The organism is Streptomyces melanosporofaciens, assembly GCF_900105695.1.
Taxonomy (GTDB): Bacteria; Actinomycetota; Actinomycetes; order Streptomycetales; family Streptomycetaceae; genus Streptomyces; species Streptomyces antimycoticus.
Window position 1 is genome coordinate 9,988,290 of the sequence record NZ_FNST01000002.1, and the last position, 24,450, is coordinate 10,012,739.

Below are 24,450 nucleotides of genomic sequence, written 5' to 3' on the forward strand. Positions count from 1 at the left end.
AGGTGGCATGGTGGCCACCTCGGCCGACGCCCCTGCCCCGGCGCGTGTGTCGGGGCAGGGGCATCGGCGGAGCCGCGGGTTACTTCCAGATGGAGTCGACCCATTCGGGGTGGTCGATGAACGGGTTCCGGTTGTGCTGGAAGCTGTCGTAGATGACCTGGTTGCGGTTCTTCTCGAAGGCGTCGGGCGGGTCCTCGGCGCTCCACTCCTTGAGTACGGACAGGCGGCCGATATTCGGCGCGGAGCCGTTGTCGACGTTGTCGTTGGGCTCGAGGTCGGCGAAGCCGTCGTCTCCGTCGTAGCGGACGGCCATGTAGAGGATCATCCGGGCGACATCGCCCTTGACCTGGTCACGGGGTTCGAAGGAGTCGTCGTCGGTGCGGTTGCCGGGGGCGTCGGGCACGTCCTGGCCGCCGTTGTCGAAGTCCTTGTTGCCGCGGATGCTGTTCACCGTGACGTTGGTGGGGCGCAGGTGGTGCAGGTCGGTGCCGGGCCCGGTGGCCGTGCCGAAGTCGCCGTGCGACTTCGCCCAGACGTGCTCGCGGTTCCAGTCGTCGGGGTTGCCGCCACTCGCGTCCTTGGACTGGGAGCGGCCGGAGTAGAGGAGGATGACGTTCGACGAGTTGTCCGGGTCCTCGTCCGTGGACTTCAGCGCGTCCCATACCTCGTCGTAGGACACCTTGGTCTGGTCGCTGATGATCGTGTGCAGCGCGGTTTTCAGCTCCGGGCCGCTCTTGCCCATCGCGTCCTGGTAGTAGTCGTCCAGCGCCTGCACGGCCGTGGGCCGGTTGGTGTCGGTCGCGGCCGGTGTGTTGGCGGCGGCGACCGAAGGAGCGGCGATACCGGCCACGGCCACTACGGCCAGCAGGGGAAGACGCCGTGATCGGCTCGGGCGATGAGTGGACATGATGTGGGGGGTGTCCTCTCCTAGATGAGTACCCGGACCGCCAACCGGCGCCGCGAGTACGGATGTTCAAGGCACAAGCTCTGGGAGATTCCCATGCGCGAAGCCCGAACGCGTGTACATCGTGTGCCCGTTCGGCGCGGATCCGGTGAACGCCCAGTGGTCAAGGGAAGGACCGGTCGGCCTCTGCTGCGGCTCGCGTGAGGGCTCGCCCGAGGAGCGGGAGTGGGCGGCTCGGCCCACCATCGGCGCAGACCCCAGGCCGCCGATGACCAGGTCTCCGCCGTGTCGGATGAGGAGTGCTGGCAGTATCGACGTATGGCAGAACAGATCATCGCCGCGTGTGACGGGGCATCGAAGGGAAACCCCGGGCCCGCGGCCTGGGCATGGGTCATCGCGGGCACCGACGGTGCGGTGGAGCGCTGGGAGGCCGGGCCGCTTGGCACCGCGACCAACAACGTGGCCGAACTCACCGCGCTGCAAAGGCTGTTGGAGTCCACCGACGCGGCCGTGCCGCTGCAGGTGCGCATGGACTCGCAGTACGCGATGAAGGCGGTCACCACATGGCTGCCCGGGTGGCGGAAGAAGGGGTGGAAGACCGCCTCGGGATCGCCGGTGGCCAACCGCGAGCTCGTGATGCGTATCGACGAGCTCCTGGACGGCCGCAAGGTGGAATTCGTCTACGTTCCGGCGCACCAGGTCGACGGGGACCCGTTCAACGCGGCCGCCGACGGGGCGGCCAGCCACACCGCCCGCACCCAGCAGCCCGCGGGCACCTCGCTCGGCTCCGCCCCGCCACCGCCCGAGGCCCAGACGACGACACGCTCAGCGGGCCGCGGTGGCACGGCGCGCCCGCGCACGACGGCGGCACAGCGGGGGACAGGCACCCGCTCCAAGGCGTCCATCAAGGCGAAGTTCCCCGGCCGGTGCCGCTGCGGTACGCCCTACACCAAGGGCGAGACGATCAGCAAGAACTCCGACGGCTGGGGCCATCCGGCCTGCGCCGCCTGAGCCACGGGGCGTCCGTGGCAGGCCATCCAAGGACCGGACCGATCCGGTCCCCGGCCCGATCACGGCGCGGTGAAGAGCGTGGGAAACCGTGGGGCGAGCCAGGGCTTCCGGCCCCAGGCGAGGACGTGGCCCCTGGCGGCGGCGCCCCACGGGCCGAGGCGGCCCAGCGCCATCAGAAGGAAGGCGACGGGCTCGGTGAGGATGGTGCAGTCCGGGCGGCTCGGCGGGTGCGGGGTGACGGTCACCGCCCCGTCGGTGAAGGTCGCACCGAAACGGGCGCCACCCCTGAGGCGGACGGTGAAGCGGGCGGTCAGCCCGGCCGTGGCCGTGGTGTCGACCACCCGTGGCATGGCCGTGGTCAGGAAGGGCAGGGTCAGCTCGACCCGGTCCCGGTTGATCATGTGCGGGCGGCCCAGCGCACGGGCGAGGTCATAGCCGTGGCCGAGCATATGGGTCAGCAGATACGACCCCAGTACGTCCAGGCTCATCGGGCCCATCGGTGTGACCAGCTCCCCGGGTGACGCGGGCCGGGCCGCCGACCGGAGGAAGGCATCGGCCTGCTCCACGATCATGGCGGCCAGCGGCTCGGCCCGGCGCTCGGCGAACGCGGCGAGCGCGAGCTGGTTGGCCTCGGCCAGCCCGTGCGGCGTGCCGTCCCCGTAGCTGCGTGTCTTCCCGTCCGCGAGGTGCGCCATCAGCTCGTTGGCCTGCGCCAGATGCGCCGCCGCCTCCCCGACCGTCCACCGTGACCCGGGCACCGGAGCCCCGGTGTCGGGTGCGCCGCGCAGCGTTGTGGCGATGTCGGCCGCGGTGGCGCGTATCGCCTCATCCAGCCCCGAGGGCCAGGTGCTGCCGCGGTCGCCCTGCCCGCTCACGGATTCCACGCGCCCTCCCTGCACCGAGCCGGGGGGAACTTCCCCGGGGGTACGTACCCTGTCACGGCCCCCCGGCCGCCACGATCACGGTGTCAGCACGATCCTGCCGAACACCTCACCGGCGTCCATCTTCCGGTGTGCCGACACGGCGTCCTCCAACGGCAGCAGCTCATGCACCACCATCTGCAGCTCGCCACGGCTCGCGGCAGCGAACTGCTCGGTCCGCACCGCACGTCGATCGGCTCCGGCCACGGTGTCGGAGCTGAAGGTGGCGAAGGACATCGACTTCTGGAACGCCGCCATCATCGTCATGCCGAAATCCGCCGGCGGCCGGCCCCCGACCATGCCGACGGCCACCATGCGACCGTTCGGGTTGAGCTTGGCGAAGAAGGAGGGCATGTCCGCACCGGCGACGATGTCAATGATGACGTCGTAGCCCGTGGGAGCGTCCTCGCCACCTCCGCCGGAGCGGTCCAGCACATGGGTCGCGCCGAGCTTGCGCAGGCGATCACCACGCTCGGCCGACGATGTCGTGACCGCCACCGCGCCGGCACCGCCACGAGCCGCGAGCTGGACCGTCATGATCCCGATGCTGCCGGCCGCACCGCGCACCAGCACGGACTCGCCAGGAGCGAAGTGGGCATGGGCGAGGCCGAAGTGGGCCACCACTCCGGAGCTTCCGAGGGTCACCGCGTCGACCGGCGACAGCTTCGCGGGGAGGGGCAGGATCTCCTCGACCGAGGCGATCGCCTGTTCGACGTAGCCGCCACTCACGCCGGTGAACGCCCATACGCGCTGACCGATCCATGACGGGTCGACGCCGTCGCCGACCGCGGTCACGGTGCCCGCTACCTCGCTGCCGGGGATATGGCCTTCCTTGAAGCCGTAGGAGGCGAGAACACCGCTTCGGATCAGGACGTCGACGCCGCCGACGCCGATCGCCTCATTGGCGATGAGCACCTGTCCCGCCGCGGGGGCGGGGGTGGGGAGGTCGATGACCGCCAGACCTTCGGGGCGTCCGAACGCCTGGATCGCGACTGCCTTCAATGTCGTCTCCTCGTTCTGGGACCGGCCGGGATCGATGGGGGCCGGCCGGGATCACTGGGGGCCGGCCGGGACCGGTCGGGGCCGCCCGACTCCGGTCCCGGCGCCGAGGGGGCCGCACTCGGAGAAGCGCCGGGCCTCCATGCCTTCGGACGCTAACGGACGCCCCCGTCCGCTTGGCTAAAGTGAGAGTGGTGACCGACCGTTTGCCTCACCCCCTGCGCTCCGACGCCCTGGACAACCGCGGACGCATCCTCGACGCGGCCCGCGCGCTGTTCGCCACCGAAGGTCTGAACGTGCCGATGCGGGAGATCGCCCGGCACGCCGGGGTCGGCCCCGCCACCCTGTACCGCCGTTTCCCGACCAAGCAGATGCTGGCCACCGAAGCCTTCGCGGACGAGATGCGCGCATGCCACGTCCTCGTCGACGAGGGGCTCGCCGAGCCGGACCCATGGCGTGGCTTCTGCCACGTGATCGAGAAGACCTGTGAGCTGCACGCACGCAGCCGAGGCTTCACCGAAGCCTTCATGTCGACCTTCCCCGACGCGATGGACTTCGCCGCGGAGCGTGCGTACGCAGTGAAGTCGATCGCCGAACTGGCCCACCGCGCCAAGGACGCCGGCCATCTGCGCCCCGACTTCGTCCTGGACGACCTGATCCTCATGCTCATGGCCAACAGGGGCATTCACACCACATCGCAGGCCACCCGGGTCGCGGCCTCCCGGCGCTTCGCCGCGCTCGTCATCCAGGCATTCCGTGCCTCCCCGCAGCACTCACCGCTGCCGCCGGTGGCACGGCTGGCACCCGCGGCACCAGGCAAGATCATGTGAAGACACCACCGAGGACCTGTCCGGGCGAGGACCGTCGTGCGGACCGGCCTCGCGACCCCCGATCTGCCCCCGGCCGCGATGAAGCAGCTGCGCAGGGTCGCCCCGGTCCTGGAGGTACGCGCCACCGACGCCTCCACGAACACACTCGGTCGACGTCCCACGGCCACCTCCAAAATCAGGTCCTGGAGACAGTCTGCTGATCATCAGACGGGACGTCGATTACCCACTCAACGCCGCGAGACGAGCCACTAAGTAGGACTCCGTCAGGTCTGTCTTGATCTTGGCGTGGCACAATTGGGCAGGGGTTGGTGGCAGGTGGTGCAGATGCCGGTCCAGCAGTTCAGCAGGTTCTGGAGGGCGTCGAGGATCTGGTAGAGGGTGAGTCCGGTGTGTCGGCATTTGGGGCCAGCCGCTGTTCGGTGAGGAGGGCGTGGGCGGCGGTGACCAGGGTGGCGTGGTGGTGCCGGCCGTTCCAGGAGCGGCCTTCGAAGTGGTCCAGGCCCAGGCCGTGCTTGAGTTCCCGGTAGTCGTGCTCGATCCGCCGGCGGATCTTTGCCAGGCGGACCAGGTCGGCGATCGGGGTGTCCTCGGGCAGGTCGGACAGCCAGAAGCGGGTCGGCGTGTCTTCGCCGTCGGGTCATTCGGCGAGCATCCGCACCTGGGGCAGGACGCCGCCCCACTGGCCGTGCGCGGCCACCGCGGCGGCCTGGGCCAGCCGGCGTGAGCGCGCCCCGGCGGGCCGGACAGGCATCGCGAGGAAGCGGGAGGTCATCGGTCCGCGGGAGCCTTCCCGCCAGGTCACCTCGCTGAAGGCTTCCCGTCCGGTGCCCGCGGCCAGTTCCGCCACCGTCACCGGTGGCTGCCGGTGGCGGGGAACCGGCCGACGGCCGGTGCCGGACCAGGCGGGGACGGCGGGGTGCGCCTCGTGCGGCTGGACGGTGATATCGCCGCGGATGCCGACCACGTACGCCTGTCCCCGCCCGGCCAGGCCGGCGCGGAAGTCGGCATTCTGACCGTAGCCGGCATCCGCCACCACGACCGGCGGCGCAAGGTGCCAGGCGGCCAGTTCGTCCAGGGCGTCCAGTGCCGGTCGCCACTTCTCCCGGTGCCCGACGTTATCCGGCACGCCGGTCCGCCGCCGCCGGACGGCGTCGTCCGCCCACTCCCGGGGCAGGAACAGCCGCCAGTTCAGCGGGCACGAGGCCGTGTCGGAGTCCGCGTGCACGCTGACCGCGACCTGGCAGTTCGCCTGCTTGCCCGGCGCACCGCAGTACTGGGGAGCAACACCGACCGACATCTTTCCGTCCTTAGGGAAGGACACATCGTCCACGGCCCGGGCATCGGGACCGATCCGCGGCACCATCCGCCGCGCGATCCGCCGCCGCACCGGCACCGGATCCCACGGTGGCTGATGCACGAACTGCTGCAGGTCTGCTCGTTGCCGTCCGGCAGCCGAGCGGCCATGGCCTGGACGGACTTGCGGCGACCATCCAGCATCAGTCCCCGCAGGTAACAGTCGCCCTTGGCCCGCTGGTCCTTCCGCGGTATCGAGGCGAACACATCCCCCACGAATAACGCCAATGTCGCCCGAGCACGGTTCACTTCATGTGCATCCACACACCCACCATGCCGCTGAACACAACCGACGCAAAGACCTAACGGAGTCCTACTGGGGCGTGCATCGCAGTGGCGTGGCAGGGAGACCGAGGCGTGCCCCGTGTCTGCCCGGTGGTGCGGGATGGCGACGGTAGCCTCTACCGCGGACGGCTGCCCGCAAGTACGGCGCTTTCACACGCCGGTGCGGATCGCCACCGGTCGGCCGTACGGGGAGCGTTCTGGTGGCCGGGGCCGGGGCCCGCCGGAGTCCGCGGACGGCCGCCAGGAGACATGAAGACATCGGGAGGGTCGGGCATGGGCCTGTGGGGCACGGCGCTGGATGCCGCGGGGATCAGCGATCCCCGGCTGCGGGAGGACTATACGCACCAGCGGAAACTGGTGGCGGGCTACCGGCGCAGCTCCTATCTCGCAGCGCGCCTGTTGCTGCCTCCGCCGTTGCTGCCGCATCTGATCGCGGCGACCGCCTTCATGCATCGCACCGACGCCCTCCTCGACAGTGGCCCCGTCGAGGAGCGCGCCGGGGCTTTCGCGGAGTGGGTGAAACAGGTGCGTGACGGGCTGGCCGGTGGCGAAAGCGAGCATGCTGCCGTACGTCCGCTGCTGAACACCGTCTCCGCGCACCCAGCGCTGCGCCACCGGGTCGAGAACTTCCTCGACGCGGCCCCACTGGAGCTGGAGTTCACCGGATTCGCCACCGAAGTGGACTACCAGCGTTACGTCGACACGTATGCGCTACCGGCGTTCATGCTGATCGCGGGCCTGATCGCCGGGGAGGACAGCCCGGTGGGCTACCGCGAGGCATGCCGTACGTACATCGACGGCAGTCAGCGCCTGGACTTCGTCAACGACCTGTCCGAAGACCTCGCCGACGGGCGCCTGAACCTGGTGCGGGAGACACTCGACGCGCACGGTGTCACCCGCGTCGACCTGGAGAACGCCCGGGACACCACCGGAACCCGGAGCCTGCTGGCACACGTGCTCGGCCAGGCCCGCCAGTCCCTGTCCAGCAGCCGGAGCCTGGTCGGCCTCGCGTCGCCCGAGGGCCGCCCGCTGTTCCGCGCCATGATCGAGATCGAGCAGCTCACGGCCACGGCGGCCGCCGCCAAGGGCCCCGGCGTCCTCCGCGCCCCCGTCCGCCCTCCGCTGCCGGCCACCGCTCGGGTGCTGCTCCGGGAGCGCCGCCACGCCCGTCATCCGCGCTGAACGCGGCACACCCGCGCGTCAGTGCGCAACGGTGTCCGCGTCCGGGGTGGCGGTCGAATAGAAGACGGACTTCTGCTGCTTGGTGCGGTGTGCTTGACCCTTGGCGACGAGTGATTCGAGGGTGCTGCGCACGACCGTGGGCTTGATGTCGCGTCCCGGAAGAGCCTGGGTGAGAGTGGCGGTGATCTCGGCCGCGGAGCGGGGCTCGCCGTGCTGGGTGAGGTCATTGCGCACGAGCTCTCGGAGCGTGGGCGCGCCCGCTTCGCGCACCGGCTTGCGGCTCGGGCGGCTGCCGGGTGACTCCGCACCCTTCCGCTTTCCGCTGGTCGCGTCGGCCTTCTTCCTGGGCTTGCGCGTGGCAGGCGGCGCCGCGGACTCCCGTGTGGCGGACGAACCATCCCCGGAGTCGCTGACGCCACCGTTCTCCGGTGCGCCACCCACGGCGTCGTCACCAAGGGTCTCTCGCATGCTGAGCAGAAGCGCCCGGTTGTCTTCCAGCACCGCCAACTGCTGTTGCAGTGAGGCGATTTCGGAGCTGAGACGCTCGTGCTCGGCGGAGTTGCGTTCCAGATCGGCGGCCACCTGAGCCGCGTACTGGGATTTCAGGCTGGTGTTATCGGCAGGAGTGTCCACTACAAGCTCCCTCATCTGGGCGCACACCACGTTGGTGCTGGATGGTACATCCGTGTGATTGCCGCGTGGAGGCTGATCCCGCCGTTGAGCTGGCGCGGCGGCCGCGGCCACTGGCCCAGGGGGTGCACATGCGGTCGGCCTCTCGGCGTGGCCATGTTCCTGACGGCTGGACAGTCCTTGCCGCGCTTGGCCAGACAGTCGTAAGGTGACGCATGTCAGGTTGACATCAATTCCGCAACAGGGAAGGCGAGATGACGACCACCGCATCCGAGGCCGCGTCCACCGAGGAAGCACCGTTCTTCCCCGCCCCGCGCACGTGTCCGTTCAGCGCACCTCCACAGCACACCGCGTTCCGGGAAGCCGGCGGTCTCCACAAGGTCACCATCTGGGACGGCTCCACGCATTGGCTGGCCACCCGACACGCGGACATCCGGGCCGTCCTGTCCAGCCCGTCCTTCAGCGCCGATGTGCGCAATCCCGACTTCCCGCTGGTCCACTCCAACCAGCCCGAACACGAGGGCGGTCTGTTCCTGCGGCTGGACGACCCCGAGCACGCCCGGCTCCGGCAGATGCTCACCAAGGAGTTCAGCGTCAAGCGCACGCAGGCGATGCGCGAGAACCTGGTGCGGATCACGGACGAGTTGATCGACGCGATGCTCGCCAAGGGCGGCCCGGCCGACTTCATTCGTGACTTCGCGCTGCCCCTGCCCTCCCGGGCCATCTGCCTCATCCTCGGCGTCCCTTACGAGGACCATGACCTCTTCGAGCGGCACGCCAACGCCGGGACGGACCTGGACGTCGGCCACGACGAGCGCGCCCGTACACAGCGGGAGTCGTTCGCGTACTACGAGGCCCTCGTCGAGCGCAAACGCCGTGAGCCCTCGGACGACATGATCAGCCGGCTGCTGGCCCACCACACCGGCCCGGACGCATTCGCGCCCGAGATGATGCCCGTCCTGGTCGGGATCCTGGTCGGCGCCGGACACGAGACCACCGCCAACATGCTGAGCCTGGGCACGGTGGCGCTCCTGGTCAACCCCGACCAGCGCGACCGGCTGCGGGCTCACCCCGAGTTGGCCCCGAGCGCCGCGGAGGAGATGCTGCGCTACTGGAGCATCGTCTCCACCGATCCGCGGCGTGTGGCCCTTGAAGACGTCGAGGTGGGCGGGCAGCTTGTCCGCAAGGGCGAGGGAGTCATCGTCTCGCTGATCGCGGGAAACCGGGACCCCCGCGCCTTCGGCGCCAACGAGGGCGAGTGTCCCGCGGACACGCTCGACATCGCGCGCAACGCCCGCCGCCACGTGGCGTTCGGATTCGGCTCCCACCAGTGCCTGGGCCAGAACCTGGCGCGGGTGGAGATGCAGGTCGCGTGGCCGCGGCTCTTCGAACGCATCCCCGGGCTACGGCTCGCCATCGCCCAGGACGAGTTGCCGTTCAAGAAGAACTCCATCGTCTACGGCCTCAACTCCCTTCCGGTCACTTGGTGAGCCGGACGGACCCCTGACGGCAGAAGGACTGGCCATCGACGTATCGCAGAATGAGGTGCATGAACGAGGACACCGCCACCGACACCACACGCAGGCGCAATCCCCGCGGCCAGGGGGCCGGCTCCGCGCGGAGATTCTGGCTGCCGTGGCACGGCTCCTTGACCAGAAACTCACGGAAAACCCACTGCCGGTGTCCCTCCGGGAGGTCGCACGCGAAGTCGGCATCGCCGCTCAGAGCATGTATCTGCACTTCGCCGACAAGGAACAGCTCGCCCGCGCCGTCGCCGAGGACGGCTACCAACGTGTCGTCGCGGCCATGCGTGATGCCGATGCCCAGGCGGCCGCCCACGGTGCCGACGCCGGCGAACGCCTCCGCGCCCAGGCGAACGCCTTCTGCACCTTCGCCCGCACCGAGCGCGGTGTCATCCGCCTGATGTTCGGTCATAACGCGTCCGGCTTCGGCGAGCTGGGCCAGACCCACCCGGCCCGCCTGCTGTGGCAGCAGTGGCTGGACGCCATCCACGCAGGTGAAGAGGAAGGGCTGCGCTGGCCCGACGGTGCCGAGCAGACCGCGATCCTCCTGTGGTCCGCCCTCTTCGGCCGCTTCGCCCTGTGGACCTCCACCTTCGGGCGCCACGATGCTCAGGAACTCACCACCTTCGTCGACCGCACCGTCGACACTCTGCTGCGCGACGCGCATCGGTGACGGGGCCTCAGGGCCTGCCATCGGATGCGCCGCATGCGGCAGACTGCGTGCGGCATCATGATCACTAGCCGTCCCCGTACCGGCGCGGTGACCGGCCGCTCCACCCGGCGAAGCACCTGAAAGGAACCCCCGATGACCTTGGACGCAGGACCGATACGCTCCGGCGCGCACTCAACGGCAGACGCGGTGGCGGACGCCCTCCCGGCCACGATGCGCGCGGCCCGGTTCGATGCGGCAGCGGGCACGCTCACGGTCGAGGATGTGCCCGTGCCCCGGCCGGGAGTGGGCGAGGTCGTGGTCGAGGTGGCCGCGTGCGGTATCTGCCAGTCGGACCTGAGCCAGCTCGACGGCCATATCGCGCCCCGGCTGCCGGTGGTCACCCCGGGGCACGAGGCGTCGGGCGTGGTGGCGGCGGTCGGCGATGGCGCCGGGCACTGGAAGGCGGGCGACCGGGTGGTCCTGGGCGCGGGGAAGGCGTGCGGCACGTGTCCCGCCTGCCGGTTCGGCGGTGGCACGAACACCTGTGAGGACCTCCAGGTCATGGCCTTCCACTACGACGGGGCCTGGGCCGAGTACGTACTGACCGACGCCACCACGCTCATCGCCGTGCCCGACTCCGTACCGCTGGAACACGCCGCCGTGCTCGCCGACGCCGTGTCCACCCCGTACGGCGCGATCGACACCGCCCAGTTGCGGTCCGCCGAATCCGTGGGCATCTGGGGGCTGGGGGGCCTCGGTACCCACCTCGTGCAGCTGACCCGCATCTGCGGCGCCTCCCCGATCGTCGCCCTCGACCCCCTGCCCGCCGCACGCGAGCGCGCCCTCGCCCTGGGCGCCGACTTCGCGCTCGACCCGACGGACGATGACACCCGGGCCAGGCTGAAGGAGATCACGGCGGGCAAGGGCCTGGACGTCGCCTTCGACTGCGTCGGGCGCACGCCCTCCTTCACCCAGGCAGAGCGTGCCCTCGGCCATCGGGGCCGCCTGGTGCTCGTCGGAATCTCTCCCGACCCGCTGTCCGTGGGCCCGGAACTCCACTTCGTGCGCAACCGCCACACCGTGATCGGACACACCGGGTATCGCATGGAGCATCTGGAGGACCTCGTCGAGCTGACCGCCCGCGGCCGTCTGGACATCTCCGGGTCGGTCAGCGCGGTCCTGCCACTGGAGGACGTGAACGAGGCCATCCGCCGGCTGCGTGACCGGGAGGGCAACCCGATCCGCATCCTGCTGCGGCCCTGAGCCGGGTCTGCTGTCGGCGAAGGGCGTTCTGCCGGTGGCGGCCTGTCGCCTAGCCTCCGGGTATGGCTGATCATTGTTCGGTGGAGCTGGGAGGGATCCGGCTGGCCTATCAGGTGTCGGGCCCGCCGGATGCTCCGCCGCTGGTGCTGTTGCACGCCCTGGGGGAGGACGCCACCGACTGGGATGTGGTGGCGCCCGTCCTCGCCCGGAGCCGGCGGGTCTACGCCCTCGACCTTCGTGGCCACGGCCGAAGCGACTGGCCGAGGGATTACTCCCTCGAACTCATGCGGGCCGATGTGCTCGCCGTGCTGGACGCGTTGGCACTTGGCCAGGTGGAGCTGGTAGGCCACTCGATGGGTGGGATCGTGGCCTACCTGATCGCGTCGGACCATCCGCGGCGGGTGGCGCGGCTCGTCCTGGAGGATGTCGGAGTTCCGCGTCCCCGGCGGCCGACCACCCCGGCCAAGCCGGAGGGCGAGCTGACCTTCGACTGGGAGATGGTGCTGGCCATCAGGAAGCAGATCGACACACCGGACCCGGTGTGGTGGGAGCGGCTTGCCAGGATCACCGCCGACACTCTGGTGGTGGCCGGTGGCCCAGGTAGCCATGTGCCCCAGGACGGCGTCGCCGAGCTGGCCCACCGCATCCCCGGCGGACGCATGGTCACCATCCCGGTCGGGCACCTGATCCACAGCGCGGACCCAGAGGCGTTCACGGAGGCGGTTTCGACGTTTCTGGAGCTGTAGAGGGGTATCCACCCTGCCCCCTCACGCTGGAGTCCCGCTCAGGCCCCGCTCTCCCGGGCGGTCTGATCGACGTGTTCGCGTACCCAGGTCAGGAAGGTTCGCACCTCGGTGGTGGGCAGGGGGATCGCGGATGAGCGGGAGCGCTCGAAGCTGCGCACCGCGGCCTCGACGATCGGCCGGAAGTCCCCCTCGGACAGGGCGACTTCCCGCGCCGCCGCGCGCTTGGCCATCCAGCGACCCGTACGGCAGAAGACCACCGAGCGGCAGCCGTTGAGCACACGGTTGTCCGCGAGGTGACCTTCGCCGTCGCTGTGCTCACGGACGGACGCGCGGATCGCGGCGAGCAGGTCCGGGCGCTCCGGCGCGGCGATCACCTCCCGCGCGGGGCGGCCGAACAGCGAGAGTCCGGTCTGATGGGCGACGGAGCGGTCGATGGCATACCAGAACGCCGGGGACCGTGCCGCGTCGAAGTCGGCGCGGTTCGGCAGCAGCGGGCCGGTGTTGAGGTCCAGAAGGTACCCGGCCCCAGCGGAGGGGCGGCTGAGGAAGTCCGTTCCGTTGACGACCAGTTCCAGGCCCGCCGCCGGGCAGGGAAGGTGGGGGTGGGCGAGGGCTCCGGCCAGGTCGTGCAGGGCCGGTCGGAGCAGTGACGGCTCCACGGCGACCGCCACATCGACGTCGCTGCGCCCGTGCCGATAGTCCCGCAGCGCCAGGGAACCGAGGGCGATGACACTCACCAGACGAGGCCCGCATACCGTGCGGGCGCGCCGGACGAGTTCCTCCAGGTAGGGCCGCAGTTCGGTGGGGAGGGACTGCGGATCTTCATGAGGTTGGGCCACGTGTCCAGTATCCACCGCGTGATCCGGGCCGCTGATTCCCTTTGCGCACCCCATTCATCCCTTATTGTGCCTTTTGTTGTAGAGCCTTCGTGGGCGGGACGGAGTCGGGGACGTGGCGTTCGCGGAGTCGGCCGGTGGCGGCGAGCCCGCCTCCTCTCCTGAGTCCGGCCCGGCGTCCGGCATGCGGTCCTGGGTCCCGCTGCTGGCCGTGTGTGCCGGGTACTTCATGGTGATCCTGGACGTGACGGTCATCAACGTAGCTGTGCCGGTGATCGGCCGGGAGCTGTCGGCTTCGCTCACCGGCATCCAGTGGATCACCGACGGGTACACCCTGGTCTTCGCCGGGTTCCTGTTGAGCGGCGGTGCGCTGGGGGACCGGCTGGGAAACCGCCGGATCTTCCGCACCGGCGTGGCCGTGTTCACCGTGTCCTCGGCCGCGTGCGCCTTCGCACCGACCGCCCCTGTCCTGATCGCCGCCCGGGTGGTGGAGGGCCTCGGTGCGGCGTTGCTCGTGCCCGGCTCACTGGCCCTTCTCCAGCAGGCGTATCCGGCTCCGGCCGCCCGCTCGCGGGCCTTCGGGGTATGGGGCTCCATCGCGGGCATCGCGGCCTCGGCGGGGCCGCTGCTGGGCGGGCTGCTGGTCGCCACCGTGGGCTGGCGGTGGGTGTTCCTCATCAACCTGCCCGTCGGCGTCGCCTGCCTGGTGCTGACGCTGCGCCATGTGGCACCCTCCGACCGGCTCACCGGCCGGGCTCTGGACTGGCCGGCCCAGTGCGCGGTGGTTGCGGCAGTGGCCTCGCTGACCGCGGCGCTCAACGAGGCCGGCCGACGTGGGTGGTCCGATCCGGCCGTCCTCGCCGGGGTGGGCCTGTCCGTCCTGGCCGCGATGGCGTTCCTGATGCGCGAGCGGCTGGCCCGCTCGCCCGCCGTTCCGCCGAGTCTGCTGCGCTCGCGTGCGCTGGGCGGCGCAGCCGTCATCGGCCTGCTGTTCAATTTCGGCTTCTACGGCATGGTGTTCACCGCCAGCCTGGACTTCCAGCACCAGCGCGGCTACAGCGCTCTCGTCACCGGTCTGGCGCTGTTCCCCGCGGTGGCGATGACCATGTTCGCCTCCGTGCTGTCCGGGCGGCTGGCCCGTACGACCGGCGACCGTCCGCTGGTGTTCACCGGCATGCTTCTGGCGGGGCTGGGGCTGGCCGGCTGGGTCACGGCGGGAGTTGAGCCTCCCTACTCGCTGCTGGTGGCCCCGATGATGGCAGCGGGATTCGGCACCTCCTTCGCGCTCACCGGTTCCGCCTCCACCGTCATGGGCGCCGCGCCCGCGGCGTACTCGGGGACCGCCTCCGCCCTGTTCAACACCACCCGCCAACTCGGAAGCGCCATGGGTGTGGCACTCGGTGGCACCCTGCTGGCCACGGCTGCCGACTACGGCGAGGGGCTGCGCATCAGCATGGCCATCGGCGCGCTCGCCTACCTGGCCGCCGCGGGTCTCGCATGGTTCTGCGTACCGCCCAAGCCCAAGGGCGAAAGGCCTGATACGGAGGCTCGCACATCCCGCTGAGCGGTGGCCGGTCCTATGACGGAACGTCGTGCGTGCGGCTGCCCGTCGTCGCGGATTCGTTGCCCTCTGATAAAGGTAAGTGACAATTAGTGGCCGGCGTTTCGGACCGTCTCGGGGCCCACTGTCTCGACCTGCCATTCAGCCGAGCGAAACCGTTGTTTCGCTGCCCCAGCGGCTTCTGCCTCTGTCGTAGGCAGGATGCGCGCGTCCGCGTACGCGTCGATGGCCGGGGCCCGCTCCGCGCACCCTCCCGCGGCCGAGGAGGATGCGGTGACCGAGGCGGGTGTGGTCGCTCCGTTCCGTGGTCGGCGTGCTCACCTGCCGGAACGCCATGGCCAATCGCCGGTCTCGACGACGGTTCCCCCGGCCTGCCGGGCATCGGCTTGTCTCCGCCGCCGGAATCAGGTCATCGCGGCGCCACGGTCATGGCCTGCGGGCCACCGGCGAGAAGGGCGCCGTTCCGGTGGTCGTTGGGTGGTGTCGCCGGTAAACATGACCCCGCCTCATGAGCCGGCTGATTGGCCGAATGTCGAAATGGTGGACGTATCGGACGGGCCGGACCGGGCGGGCCACGGTACGCGACCGACGTCGGCCGTGCGACCGGCCCCGGTCACGTCGGATCGTCGCAGCATGCCGACTGTGCCGTTGAATCATGCACGAATGTCCGAAAGTAAATCGGGATCAAGCGGTCATAAGGTGGCAGTACTTACGGCGGGGCGTCGGGATTAGCATGCGACCTCGGGCGCCGGCAAGGGTGCCTGCGGGTGATTGGCTAAATTGAAATGCATGATCGATTTAGGCTGAAACTAGCTGCCTGAACATCATTGCCGCTCCGGAAGAGGCCCAGATACCGTAAATGCGGGCCCCGAACGACACGAAATGCGCAGGGAAACGAATTTCTGCCCGGGGTCCATTTCGTTGGACCCACCACTCCGGTATAGCGCAGTAAGTGAACGTATTGCCGAGGGCTTTGTCGCGCCGTCATGGCGTTTCGGAGCCCGGTCGGCGGATGAGGCCTCGCCGGAGGCCGGGACCGAAATGAGGGTGATGCACAGGTGGATGCTGTCTTCGTCATGCCCGGAACTGTGGCCGCTCCGCGCGGGGGCGTCCTTCGCGACCTCTACGACCGTTACGAGACCGTCCGTGACGCGCTGTCCCGCATCGACAAGGCAGCCGGGGGCCTGGGACTGCCCGACATCAGCACCAGGCTGATCGAGGACGACGGTACGAGCGACCGGCGCGGTCCCGAGGTCCAGTATCTGGAGATCTTCGCCGTCAGCCTCGCGACGCACCACATGCTGGTCGCCGAAGGCGTCGAGCCCATCGCGATCGTCGGACAGAGCATCGGGGAATTATGGGCCCTCGCCGCCGCGGGCCACCTGCCGGTGGAGGACGCCGCCCGCCTGGCCGTGGCCCGGTCCCAGGCGCTGACCCGGCAGAGCTGGCGGGGGAAGATGCTCGCGGTCGGTGTGGACGGTCGCCGGGCGGAGTCGCTCGCCGGGCTGATCGACCATCCCCACCTGGTACTGGCCTGCGAGAACGCCCCTCGGCAGAGCGTCATCAGCGGGCCCGAGGAACTGATCCGGCATGTGGAGCGGGTGGCCGAGGCGCTCGGCTGGCCGAGCCTCCCCCTGGACGTCCCGCACCCGACGCACACTCCGGCGATGGCGCAGGCCGCGCGGGATCTCCGGACGACCGCGCCGAGGGTCGCGTACGGCTCCGGACGCTGGCGCGTGCGCTCACCCTGGCTGGGGCGCGACGTCGGCGACGACGACCCGGTCGACCTGGTCGCCGGCGCGCTCACCGCCCGGGTACGGATGCTGCAGACGGTCCGCGAGCTGCATGCGGCGGGTGCCGACGTCTTCGTCGAGTGCGGGGAGTGGCCCGTCGTCACCAAGTTCGTCGAGTCGTCGGTCCCGGGTGTGCGGTGTGTCGTACCGCTCAGCGAGAGCGATCCGGTCGCAGCCGTCCGGGCGTTGGCCGAGGACTCCACGGCGATCGGCGCGTTCTCCTCGCGCCCGTCGGCACGGCCGAGCGACAGGCTCTTGCCCTCCGCGCGGGCGAGCGCGCCCGCGCCGGCCGGCCCGCCTTCGGCCGTCGCCGTCGTCGAGGAGCCGGCCCGGGCCTCCGTGCCTGTGTCCGCCGCCCCGGCGCCCTACACGGAGCCCGTCGCTCCGCCCGCCCCGGCCGTTCCGGTCATCGCCGCCGCTCCGCCCGTCCCGGCCGATCCAGTCATCTCCTATGCTCCGCCCGCTCCGGCAACCGCCCAGGCTGCGGCCGCTCCTGTCACGCAGGCCGCTCCGGTGGACGCGGTCGCCCCGCCATCCGCCGGGCTCGACTACGAAACGGTGCTTGCCGAACTGCGCACGCTCTACGGTGACTTCCTGGGCTACCCGCCGGACCTGCTCGGCGAGGACGACGGTCTGGAGTCCGAGCTGGGCGTGGAGTCGCTCAAGCAGGTCACCCTGCTCGGCCGGGTCTCCGAGCGGTACGACCTGCCCGATCTGAGGTCGAACTCCTCGCTGCTGACCGCCGGTACGCTGCGGCGGATCGCGGAGGGCGTCGTACAGGGCCGGGCGGAGGCCGCCGGGTGACGGACGACAGCCTGCGGGGCAAGGTCGCCCTCGTGACGGGCGCCGCGAAGAGCCTCGGCGCGGACATCGTGCGCCGCTTGGCGCAGGGCGGCGCCCATGTGATCGTGAACTACTTCCACTCGGTCGACCAGGCGAAGCTGCTCCAGGAGGAACTGGAACAGGCCGGCCACAGCTGCGAGTTCATCCGCGCATCGGTGGCCAAGACCAGCGAGATCGACCGGATGTTCGACCTGGTCCAGGAACGCCACGGTGGCCTGGACATCCTGATCAACAACGCCGCGGGCGGGGCGTTCCTGCCCCTGTTCGACATCGACGACACGTACTGGCAGCGGGCGTGGTCCACCAACGTGATGGCGGCCTACCACTGTTCGCGCCGGGCGGCCGAGCTGATGGCGGGACGCGAGGGCGCGAGCATCCTCTGCCTGTCCAGCGTCGGGGCGCACCAGCCGGTTCCGGGCTACGGTCCCGGTGGTGTCACCAAGGCGGCCCTGGAGTCGCTGGTCCGCTATCTCGCCCTGGAACTGGTCGGCCAGGGCATCCGGGTCAACACCGTGCTGCTGGGCTCCGTCGCCAGCGAGATCGTTGTGAACCTCGACGGTCCGGCGACGTTCGGCGGCACGGCCGTGGCCGATGAACTGATGAACCGCACGCTCTCGACCCCGGAGGCGGCCCGGTTGATCGTGCACCTCCTCCACGAGGACGCCGGTTTCATCACCGGGCAGACGCTCGTCGCCGACGGTGGTATCAGCATCGGCGGAATGCAGGGCCTGCGACTGCACAGCAGGCTGGCCGACCAGGTGAGCAAGCCCGCCCGCCGCCCGGTTGTGTCGGCGTCGGTGCCGACAGGGTCCGCGCCGTCCGAGTCCGTACCGGCCACCGCGCCGGCGGCGTCCGTACCGGCCCCCGCGCCTTCCGCGCCCGCACCCGCCCCCGCACCGCCACCAACGCCCCGACCACCGGTGACCCCGGTGTCGGCCGAGGTGCCTGACGAAGTGCCGGACGCGGCGTTGGCCGAACTGTCGGACCGGTCGCCGGAGGCGGATCCCGGCGCCGTCGCGGTCGTCGGACTCGGCCTGGCACTGCCCGGGGCCAACAACACCGCGGAGTTCTGGGACCGGCTGCGGGAGGGCGTCCTGCTCTCCAGCGAGCCGTCCGCCTTCGACCTGAAGCACTTCTGGGCTCCCACCCGCGAGGAGACCGACGCCTTCTACGTCCGCGAGGCCGGGTACCTCCACGACTTCGTGCCGGACCCCGCCTCGGTCGCCGAACCGGACGGGAACATCGGACACCCCGGCTGGCCGCGCACCACCCGCTGGCTGCGGCACTGTGCCGTCCAGGCGCTGGCGGGGGTGCGCCGGCGTCCGACGGACCGCTGGCTCACCGCGACCACCGGCATCCACGACCAGACCGGGCTCGGTCCCCAGGGCATCGTCCTCGGCGACGAGTACCGGCGCATGGTGCGCGAGGCGATCCCCACCGACCGGGACGGCGACTGGCTGGCGGAACTCGCCGACCACGCGATCAGCACGCAGTACGGCGGTGACGGCGGCGACCCGCAGTCCTACCTGCCCGCGTCCGTCGTCCGCAACGCGTTACGCGGGCTGATCCCCGGTGACACACAGCACCTGACCCTCGACGCGGCCTGTGCCAGCGGACTGTTCGCCCTGGACGCGGCGGTCAAGGCGCTGCGCGAGGGCTCCTGCGACATGGCGCTGGCCGGTGGCACCTCGGTGATCGAGCCGATCGGCTTCACGCTGTTCTGCCGGGCCCAGGGCATCTCGATGAGCGGCCGGGTACGGCCCTTCGACCGGGCGGCCGACGGGACCCTGATCGGCGAGGGCGCCGTCGCGCTCGTCCTGAAGCCGTACGCCCGGGCCGTCGCGGACGGCGACCGGGTGCTCGGCGTCATCCGGGGCACCGGACTCGCCGCCGACGGACGGGGCAAGGGCATCCACGCCCCGGCCACGCGCGGGCAGGAGCTGGCGATCGCCCGTGCCTGGGCCGACGCGGGCGTCGAGGCCGACGACGTGGACTGGGTCGTGGCGCACGGCACCGGAACGCCGGTCGGCGACGAGATCGAACTCCGCTCGTTGCTGTCCCGGCTCGGACCGGGCGAGCGGACCTGTCTGCTGACATCGAACAAGCAGGTCTTCGGGCATACCGGGGTACTGGCGGGCCTGGTCTCGGTCGCACATGCGCTGGTCGCCCTCGAACGCGGAGCGGTGCCCGGCCAGCCCGTGGTCACCGATCCGCATCCGTTGCTGGGCGACGGCGAGCGGCTGACCGTGCCGGTCGAGGACGCCCCCTGGCCGGCCGGGGCGCGACCGCGCGTCGTCGGGGTGTCGTCGTTCGGCCTCGGCGGGGCGGACGCGCACGTGGTCCTGTCCGACCATGCGCCACGGTCCGTCCCCGCGCGGAGGCGGGGCGTCGATGTGCGCGACGACAGGGAGGACCTGGTCGTCGTCGGCTGGAACACCCATCTTCCCGGCATGGAGCCCGACCAGGTGCCCGCCTGGCTCCGTGGCGACGGGCCGCTCCCCGAGCCCGGTTTCGGCACGCCGTACCCCCTGCCCTCGCCGCGTGACGTGCGCATCCCACCGCTGACGATGCGGCACATGGACGCCGCCCACCTGATGGTGCTCCAGGCGCTGGGCCCGCTGCTGGAGCAGCTCGGTGAGCCGGGCACGAGCCTGCGGCCCACCACGGCGATCGTGATGGGCTCGACGCTGCCGACCACGCACAACACCCAGGCGGCGCTGCGGGTGCACGCCGCCGAGTGCGCCACCGCGTTCGACCTGCTGCCCGACCCGGCGCAGGCCCAGGTGCTCAAGGAGTATCTTGCGAAGGGCATGGCGGAGGCCAAGGGAGTGATCCCCGGCGATCTGAACGAGGACGACTTCACCGGTGCGGTCTCCTGCATCCTGTCGGGCCGAGCCGCCAACTATTACGACTTCCAGGGCCTGGGGACCAGCGTCTACTCCCAGCGGGACTCCGCGCATACGGCCGTCGACCTGGCTTTGCGTCAACTCCGGCACCGGGCCTGCGACCTCGCCCTGATCGGCGCGGTGTGTCTGCGGCCGATCAGCGGCTGGGACCGGCACCTTGCCCACCTGGTACCGGAGGGCCGGTCCATCGCGGAGGGCGCCGCGGTCCTGGCGGTCACCCGGCGCTCGACCGCGCTGGAGCATGGACTTCCCGTCCTGGGCACGCTCTCCACCGAGGTCGAGGTCGCCGACCCCCGGCCCCCGGTCACGCCCTCGCACGCCCTTCCCGTACTGGCCGGCACCGGACACACCTATCTCTCCCTGGACGCCCTGCTGACGGTTCTCAAGGCCGTCGTCACGGAGACGGAGACCGTAGTCCGGCCCGCCGCCACCGGCTCGCCGCTGATCCGGTTCACCCCGCCCGCGGGCCCGCGCGACGCGCTCACCGGCCCGGAACAGGCCGAACCCGAACGCCCCGAGCCAGAGCACGCCGGATCCGGGCACGCCGGATCCGGGCACACCGACCCACCCCCCATCCAGTCGGAGCACGCCGGGTCGGAGCAGGACAGGGCGGAGCACACCGAGGAGTTCACCGGCCGCCGTCAGACCTTCCGCCTCGTGCCGACCGACCCGCCGCCGGCCGAGCCCGCCACGCCGTCGATCCCGCCGGGCACCGTCGTCATCACCGACGCCCCGGACCTCGCCGCCGCGGTCACCGGCCCGGACACCGCCGTCTGGTCACCGCGGCCGGGCGTCGCGGGCACCGCCCATGTGGCGCCCGAGGACGCGCCCGGCGCGCTGACCGGCCTGCCGTTCGTCCCGCGCCATATCCGGGTGCTGTCCCGGCTGCCCGTCGACGACGACGGGTGCGAGGAGGCCGAGGCCGCCCGGATGGAGGACCTCCAGGACCTCGCCTTCACCACGCTCCAGGCGGCGCTGCCCGCGCTGCGCTCCGGCGGCTCGCTCGCCGCGCTGCTGCTCGGAGAGGTGCCGGACGATCTGCCGCCCCCGCTGAGCGGGCTGTTCACCGGTCTCGTCCGCTCCGTGCGGGCCGAGGTGCCGCAGTGCGGCGGGCTGACCCTGATCAGCGATGCGGTGGACGTGGCGGCCGGGCTGGACCAGTTGGCGCGGGCGGGCGCCGCCCAGGTGCCGACCCACACGCTGGCCTGCCGCGGGGACGACTGGTCGGCCCTGGCCGTGGCCGACGATCCCGTGTCCCCGTCCGACGGCGTCCCGCTGCCCTCCGGCGCGGTCGTGGTCGCCTTCGGCGGTGCCCGGGGGATCACTCCCGAGCTGCTGCACGAGGTGGCGAACAGCACCGACAGGCCGTTTGTGTACGTCATCGGCCGCACCCCGCTGCCGGATGCCGACGACTCGCTGCCATCGCAGGCCGAGTTCATGGCCGCCGAGCGCCGACGGCGTCCCGACGCCTCCGTGCGCGAGCTGCGCGTCGCCTACGAGAAGGCCGAGGCGCGCCTGGAGGTGCGCCGTACGGTGCGACGGCTGGCGGAGCTGTGCGGCCCGGACCGGGTCCACCACCGCGTGTGCGATGTCCTCGACGCCGAACGCACCACCGCCGTCCTCGGCGAGATCCTCGACCGGCACGGGCGGATCGACCTGCTCATCAACACCGTCCTCGACCTGCGCTCGCGCGCCCTGCACGCCAAGACCCTCACGGACTTCCGGGCCGTGCGGGCCACCAAGGCGACCGGCTACCGCAACCTGAAGCGGGCCCTGGCCGGGCGCGCGCCCCGGATCTGGTGCAACTTCAGCACCCTGGCGACGCTCGCCCCCGCGCCCGGCGACATCGACTACTGCGCCGTCAACGAGTACCTCGCGTACGCGAGCGCCAGGGCACAGCGGCACGGCCCGGCGGGCGGCCATGAGATCGCGGTCCTGTGGAGCGGCTGGCGCGAGGTCGGCGTCGCCAGCAGCGTCACCATGCGGGAGACCCTCAAACGCAACAAGATGGACGCCTACATCAGCACCGCCCAGGGACGTGCGCAGTTCCTGTCCGCGGTGACCCGGCCGCCGGCGGGCGGAGTGGCGTTCTTCATCCGGGAGGAGGAACGCGTCCTGCTGGCCCGGCGCGGCATCAGCACCCATGGCTCCCACGTCGAACCGCGGATCGAGGCCCCGGACGCGCCAGCTCCGGCCCCGCCGGACCCGGAGCTGACCACGCCGCTGCTCGACGGCGTGCTGTACCGGGGCGACGACTGGGCCGTGTTCACCAAGACCTGGGATCCGGGCACCCTCGCCGAGCGGGACGGGCGATGGATGCGTCACCACCAGGTCAACGGTGAGTACACGCTCGCGGGCACGTTCACCCTGGAGGCGGCGGCCGCGGCGGCCGCCACCCTCTGTCCCGGACTGCGGGTCACCGGGTTCCGCGGTCTCGTCTGCCGGTCGTCGATCACGGTCCGGCTCGCCGGGCCGATGCGCACCGTCGCGGTGGAGGCCCGGGTGGTGAGCCGTGCGGGCGACCGCGCCGAGGTGACCGTGCGGATCACCGCACACCGGATCGGCAAGAACGGCAAGGTACTGCGCTTCAACGACCTGCTGTGCGAGACGCGGGTGCTGCTCGCGGACCGCTTCCCGGTGCTCGCCGGACCGCCTGACTTCTCGGGCCACGAACCCGAGCCCGACTTCGCGATGCCGGTGTACTCCCCGGATCCGCCGATCTCGCTCACCGGACCGTTCGCCGGCACCGGTGACTACGCCCGCGGGCCGGACGGCAACAGCGCCAGGTTCCGTCTGGACCACGCCGCCTGGGGTCCGGTTCTGGCCGGGATGACCGTACCGGCGATCCTGCTGGACGCGATGGTGCACCTGTTGCTGCTGCCGCCGCGCGGTGACCTGCCACCGCTGGTCGGGCCGATGGCCGGCCTCGACGAGGTCGACCTGGGCGCGCCCGGCGACGACTGCCGACTCAGCGCGCTGCATCCGGTCATCCGGCTGCACTGCGACTTCGCCACCGGGAAGCTGACCGCGCTGACCGGTGACGGGCAGGTGCTGGCCCGGATATCCGGGGTCAGCGCACACGCCCTGGACCACAGCGGAGAACTCGTCCGGCCCCGCGGCGACGCGCCACGACCGGTCCGTTCCTGACGGCCGGGTCCTGACAGCCGATTCGTGACAGCCGAGGAGACAGCAGTGTTGTGGCAGGACATCACGATCGCCGGGACCGGTTCCTGGATACCGCCGATCCGGCAGAAACACGAGCCGTGGGACAAGCCGGTGGACAACGGGCCGCCCTCCCTGGTCGCGCTCAACGGATTCACCTCGGCCGCCGTCTCCACGGACAGCACGCCGTCACAGATGGCCGCCCGCGCCGGCCTGAAGGCACTGCGCCACGCGGGCGTCACGGGAGCCGACCTGAGCCTGCTGGTGCACGCCAACTTCCAGGACGAGGACCACTACGCGCCCTCCGCCTATCTGCTGCGGGTGCTCGGCGGGCCGGACACCAACGCGATCGAGCTGGGCGCCGCCAGCGACGGCGGGGGAGCCGCGCTGGTCACCGCGGCCGAACACCTCACCGCCAAACCGGTCGCGAAGGCCGCGCTGGTGACCGCCGGTGTCCGGTTCCGGCCCGAGCGGTGGGGCCACGTCTCGGAGATGGGGCATCTGGCCGGCGACTCCGGCGCCGCCGCCGTCCTCACCCGGGGCACGGGCTTCGCGCGACTGCTGGCGACCGATCAAGCCGCGCAGCCGCAGCTGGAGGTGCTGACCCGGGCCCGGACGGCGCCCGACGGCAGCGGCCGGCCGCTCCTCGTCGAGGAGACCGGATTCATGCCGTACATCGATGCGCTGCGGCAGTCCACCCGCCGCTGTGTCGAGACCGTCCTCGAGGAGACCGGCGTCCGGCCGGAGGGCATCGCGCGTGTGCTGCCCATCGCGATCGGGTCGGAGGTGCTGGACCTGTTGCTCGGCGGTGCGCCGCTGGGCCTGCGGGCCGCCGACACCAGCTGGACCTTCGGCCGGCACCTCGGCCACTGCGGACCGTGTGACGTCCTGCTCGCCCTCGACCGGGAGTTCCGCTCCGGCACGCTGCGGGCCGGAGAACGGGTCCTCGTCGTGAGTTTCGGGCTCGGCTTCCGCTGGACCACCGCGCTGCTGGAGATCACCCGCGATCCCGTCACCGCGGTGCCGGCCGGCCACTCAACGAAGAAGTGAG

The 24,450-nt window shown here is 71.1% G+C and carries 16 protein-coding genes and 1 pseudogene; 11 read left to right on the forward strand and 6 right to left on the reverse strand.

Annotation, left to right across the window (positions count from 1 at the left end):
* Positions 1-79 precede the first annotated feature (79 nt).
* Positions 80-907: an endonuclease I family protein gene (locus BLV72_RS45060; protein WP_093469736.1), complete on the reverse strand. Its 828-nt coding sequence runs from the start codon at positions 905-907 to the stop codon at positions 80-82.
* A 315-nt stretch (positions 908-1,222) separates the two neighbouring features.
* Between BLV72_RS45060 and BLV72_RS45065 the strand changes: the two genes are divergently transcribed.
* Positions 1,223-1,915: a ribonuclease H family protein gene (locus BLV72_RS45065; RefSeq protein ID WP_093470904.1), complete on the forward strand. Its 693-nt coding sequence runs from the start codon at positions 1,223-1,225 to the stop codon at positions 1,913-1,915.
* Positions 1,916-1,974: 59 nt separating this feature from the next.
* Here BLV72_RS45065 and BLV72_RS45070 read toward each other — a convergent pair whose 3' ends face one another.
* Positions 1,975-2,799 carry a maleylpyruvate isomerase family mycothiol-dependent enzyme gene (locus tag BLV72_RS45070; protein WP_093469738.1) on the reverse strand — a complete coding sequence of 275 codons (825 nt, stop codon included), beginning with the start codon at positions 2,797-2,799 and terminating at the stop codon, positions 1,975-1,977.
* A 75-nt stretch (positions 2,800-2,874) separates the two neighbouring features.
* Positions 2,875-3,837 (reverse strand): zinc-dependent alcohol dehydrogenase family protein, encoded by a 963-nt coding sequence (locus BLV72_RS45075; RefSeq protein WP_093469740.1) that lies wholly within the window; start codon positions 3,835-3,837, stop codon positions 2,875-2,877.
* Between the two features lie 191 nt (positions 3,838-4,028).
* On the opposite strand from BLV72_RS45075, the gene BLV72_RS45080 reads away from it, so the two are divergent.
* Positions 4,029-4,664 (forward strand): TetR/AcrR family transcriptional regulator, encoded by a 636-nt coding sequence (locus BLV72_RS45080; protein ID WP_208905952.1) that lies wholly within the window; start codon positions 4,029-4,031, stop codon positions 4,662-4,664.
* Positions 4,665-5,004: 340 nt separating this feature from the next.
* Here BLV72_RS45080 and BLV72_RS45085 read toward each other — a convergent pair.
* Positions 5,005-6,281: pseudogene (locus BLV72_RS45085) on the reverse strand (IS701 family transposase).
* A 270-nt stretch (positions 6,282-6,551) separates the two neighbouring features.
* Here BLV72_RS45085 and BLV72_RS45090 point away from each other — a divergent pair.
* Positions 6,552-7,484 (forward strand): squalene/phytoene synthase family protein, encoded by a 933-nt coding sequence (locus BLV72_RS45090; RefSeq protein WP_244321337.1) that lies wholly within the window; start codon positions 6,552-6,554, stop codon positions 7,482-7,484.
* 18 nt (positions 7,485-7,502) lie between these two features.
* Here the strand turns inward: BLV72_RS45090 and BLV72_RS45095 are convergent, their stop codons facing one another.
* Entirely contained in the window at positions 7,503-8,132 is a 630-nt protein-coding gene (locus BLV72_RS45095; RefSeq protein ID WP_167746538.1) for a hypothetical protein, read from the reverse strand.
* Positions 8,133-8,368: 236 nt separating this feature from the next.
* On the opposite strand from BLV72_RS45095, the gene BLV72_RS45100 reads away from it, so the two are divergent.
* The 4 genes from BLV72_RS45100 (at position 8,369) to BLV72_RS45115 (ending at position 12,298) form a co-directional block, all read left to right on the forward strand.
* Positions 8,369-9,604, forward strand: coding sequence for a cytochrome P450 (locus tag BLV72_RS45100; protein WP_093469748.1), 1,236 nt, complete (start codon positions 8,369-8,371; stop codon positions 9,602-9,604).
* 190 nt (positions 9,605-9,794) lie between these two features.
* The gene (locus tag BLV72_RS45105) at positions 9,795-10,310 is read left to right on the forward strand and encodes a TetR/AcrR family transcriptional regulator (protein WP_244321519.1); all 516 of its coding nucleotides are present in this window, start codon (positions 9,795-9,797) and stop codon (positions 10,308-10,310) included.
* A gap of 132 nt (positions 10,311-10,442) precedes the next feature.
* A complete protein-coding gene (locus BLV72_RS45110) occupies positions 10,443-11,552 on the forward strand; it encodes a zinc-binding dehydrogenase (RefSeq protein ID WP_093469750.1) in 1,110 nt (369 codons plus the stop codon).
* A 62-nt stretch (positions 11,553-11,614) separates the two neighbouring features.
* Positions 11,615-12,298, forward strand: a complete 684-nt coding sequence (locus BLV72_RS45115; protein ID WP_093469752.1) for an alpha/beta fold hydrolase — start codon at positions 11,615-11,617, stop codon at positions 12,296-12,298.
* Positions 12,299-12,336: 38 nt separating this feature from the next.
* Here the strand turns inward: BLV72_RS45115 and BLV72_RS45120 are convergent, their stop codons facing one another.
* The gene (locus BLV72_RS45120; protein WP_244321338.1) at positions 12,337-13,137 is read right to left on the reverse strand and encodes an aminoglycoside adenylyltransferase domain-containing protein; all 801 of its coding nucleotides are present in this window, start codon (positions 13,135-13,137) and stop codon (positions 12,337-12,339) included.
* Positions 13,138-13,249: 112 nt separating this feature from the next.
* On the opposite strand from BLV72_RS45120, the gene BLV72_RS45125 reads away from it, so the two are divergent.
* From BLV72_RS45125 to BLV72_RS45140, 4 genes are all read left to right on the forward strand, one after another.
* On the forward strand, positions 13,250-14,698 hold the full coding sequence (locus BLV72_RS45125; protein ID WP_208905953.1) for an MFS transporter: 1,449 nt from the start codon (positions 13,250-13,252) through the stop codon (positions 14,696-14,698).
* A gap of 1,073 nt (positions 14,699-15,771) precedes the next feature.
* Positions 15,772-17,292 (forward strand): acyltransferase domain-containing protein, encoded by a 1,521-nt coding sequence (locus BLV72_RS45130; protein ID WP_143059875.1) that lies wholly within the window; start codon positions 15,772-15,774, stop codon positions 17,290-17,292.
* On the forward strand, positions 17,289-23,384 hold the full coding sequence (locus tag BLV72_RS45135) for an SDR family oxidoreductase (RefSeq protein WP_093469758.1): 6,096 nt from the start codon (positions 17,289-17,291) through the stop codon (positions 23,382-23,384). The genes BLV72_RS45130 and BLV72_RS45135 overlap by 4 nt, the downstream gene beginning before the upstream one ends.
* A gap of 24 nt (positions 23,385-23,408) precedes the next feature.
* Complete coding sequence (locus BLV72_RS45140) at positions 23,409-24,449, forward strand: 3-oxoacyl-[acyl-carrier-protein] synthase III C-terminal domain-containing protein (protein ID WP_143059876.1); 1,041 nt, start codon at positions 23,409-23,411, stop codon at positions 24,447-24,449.
* Position 24,450: the final 1 nt, after the last annotated feature.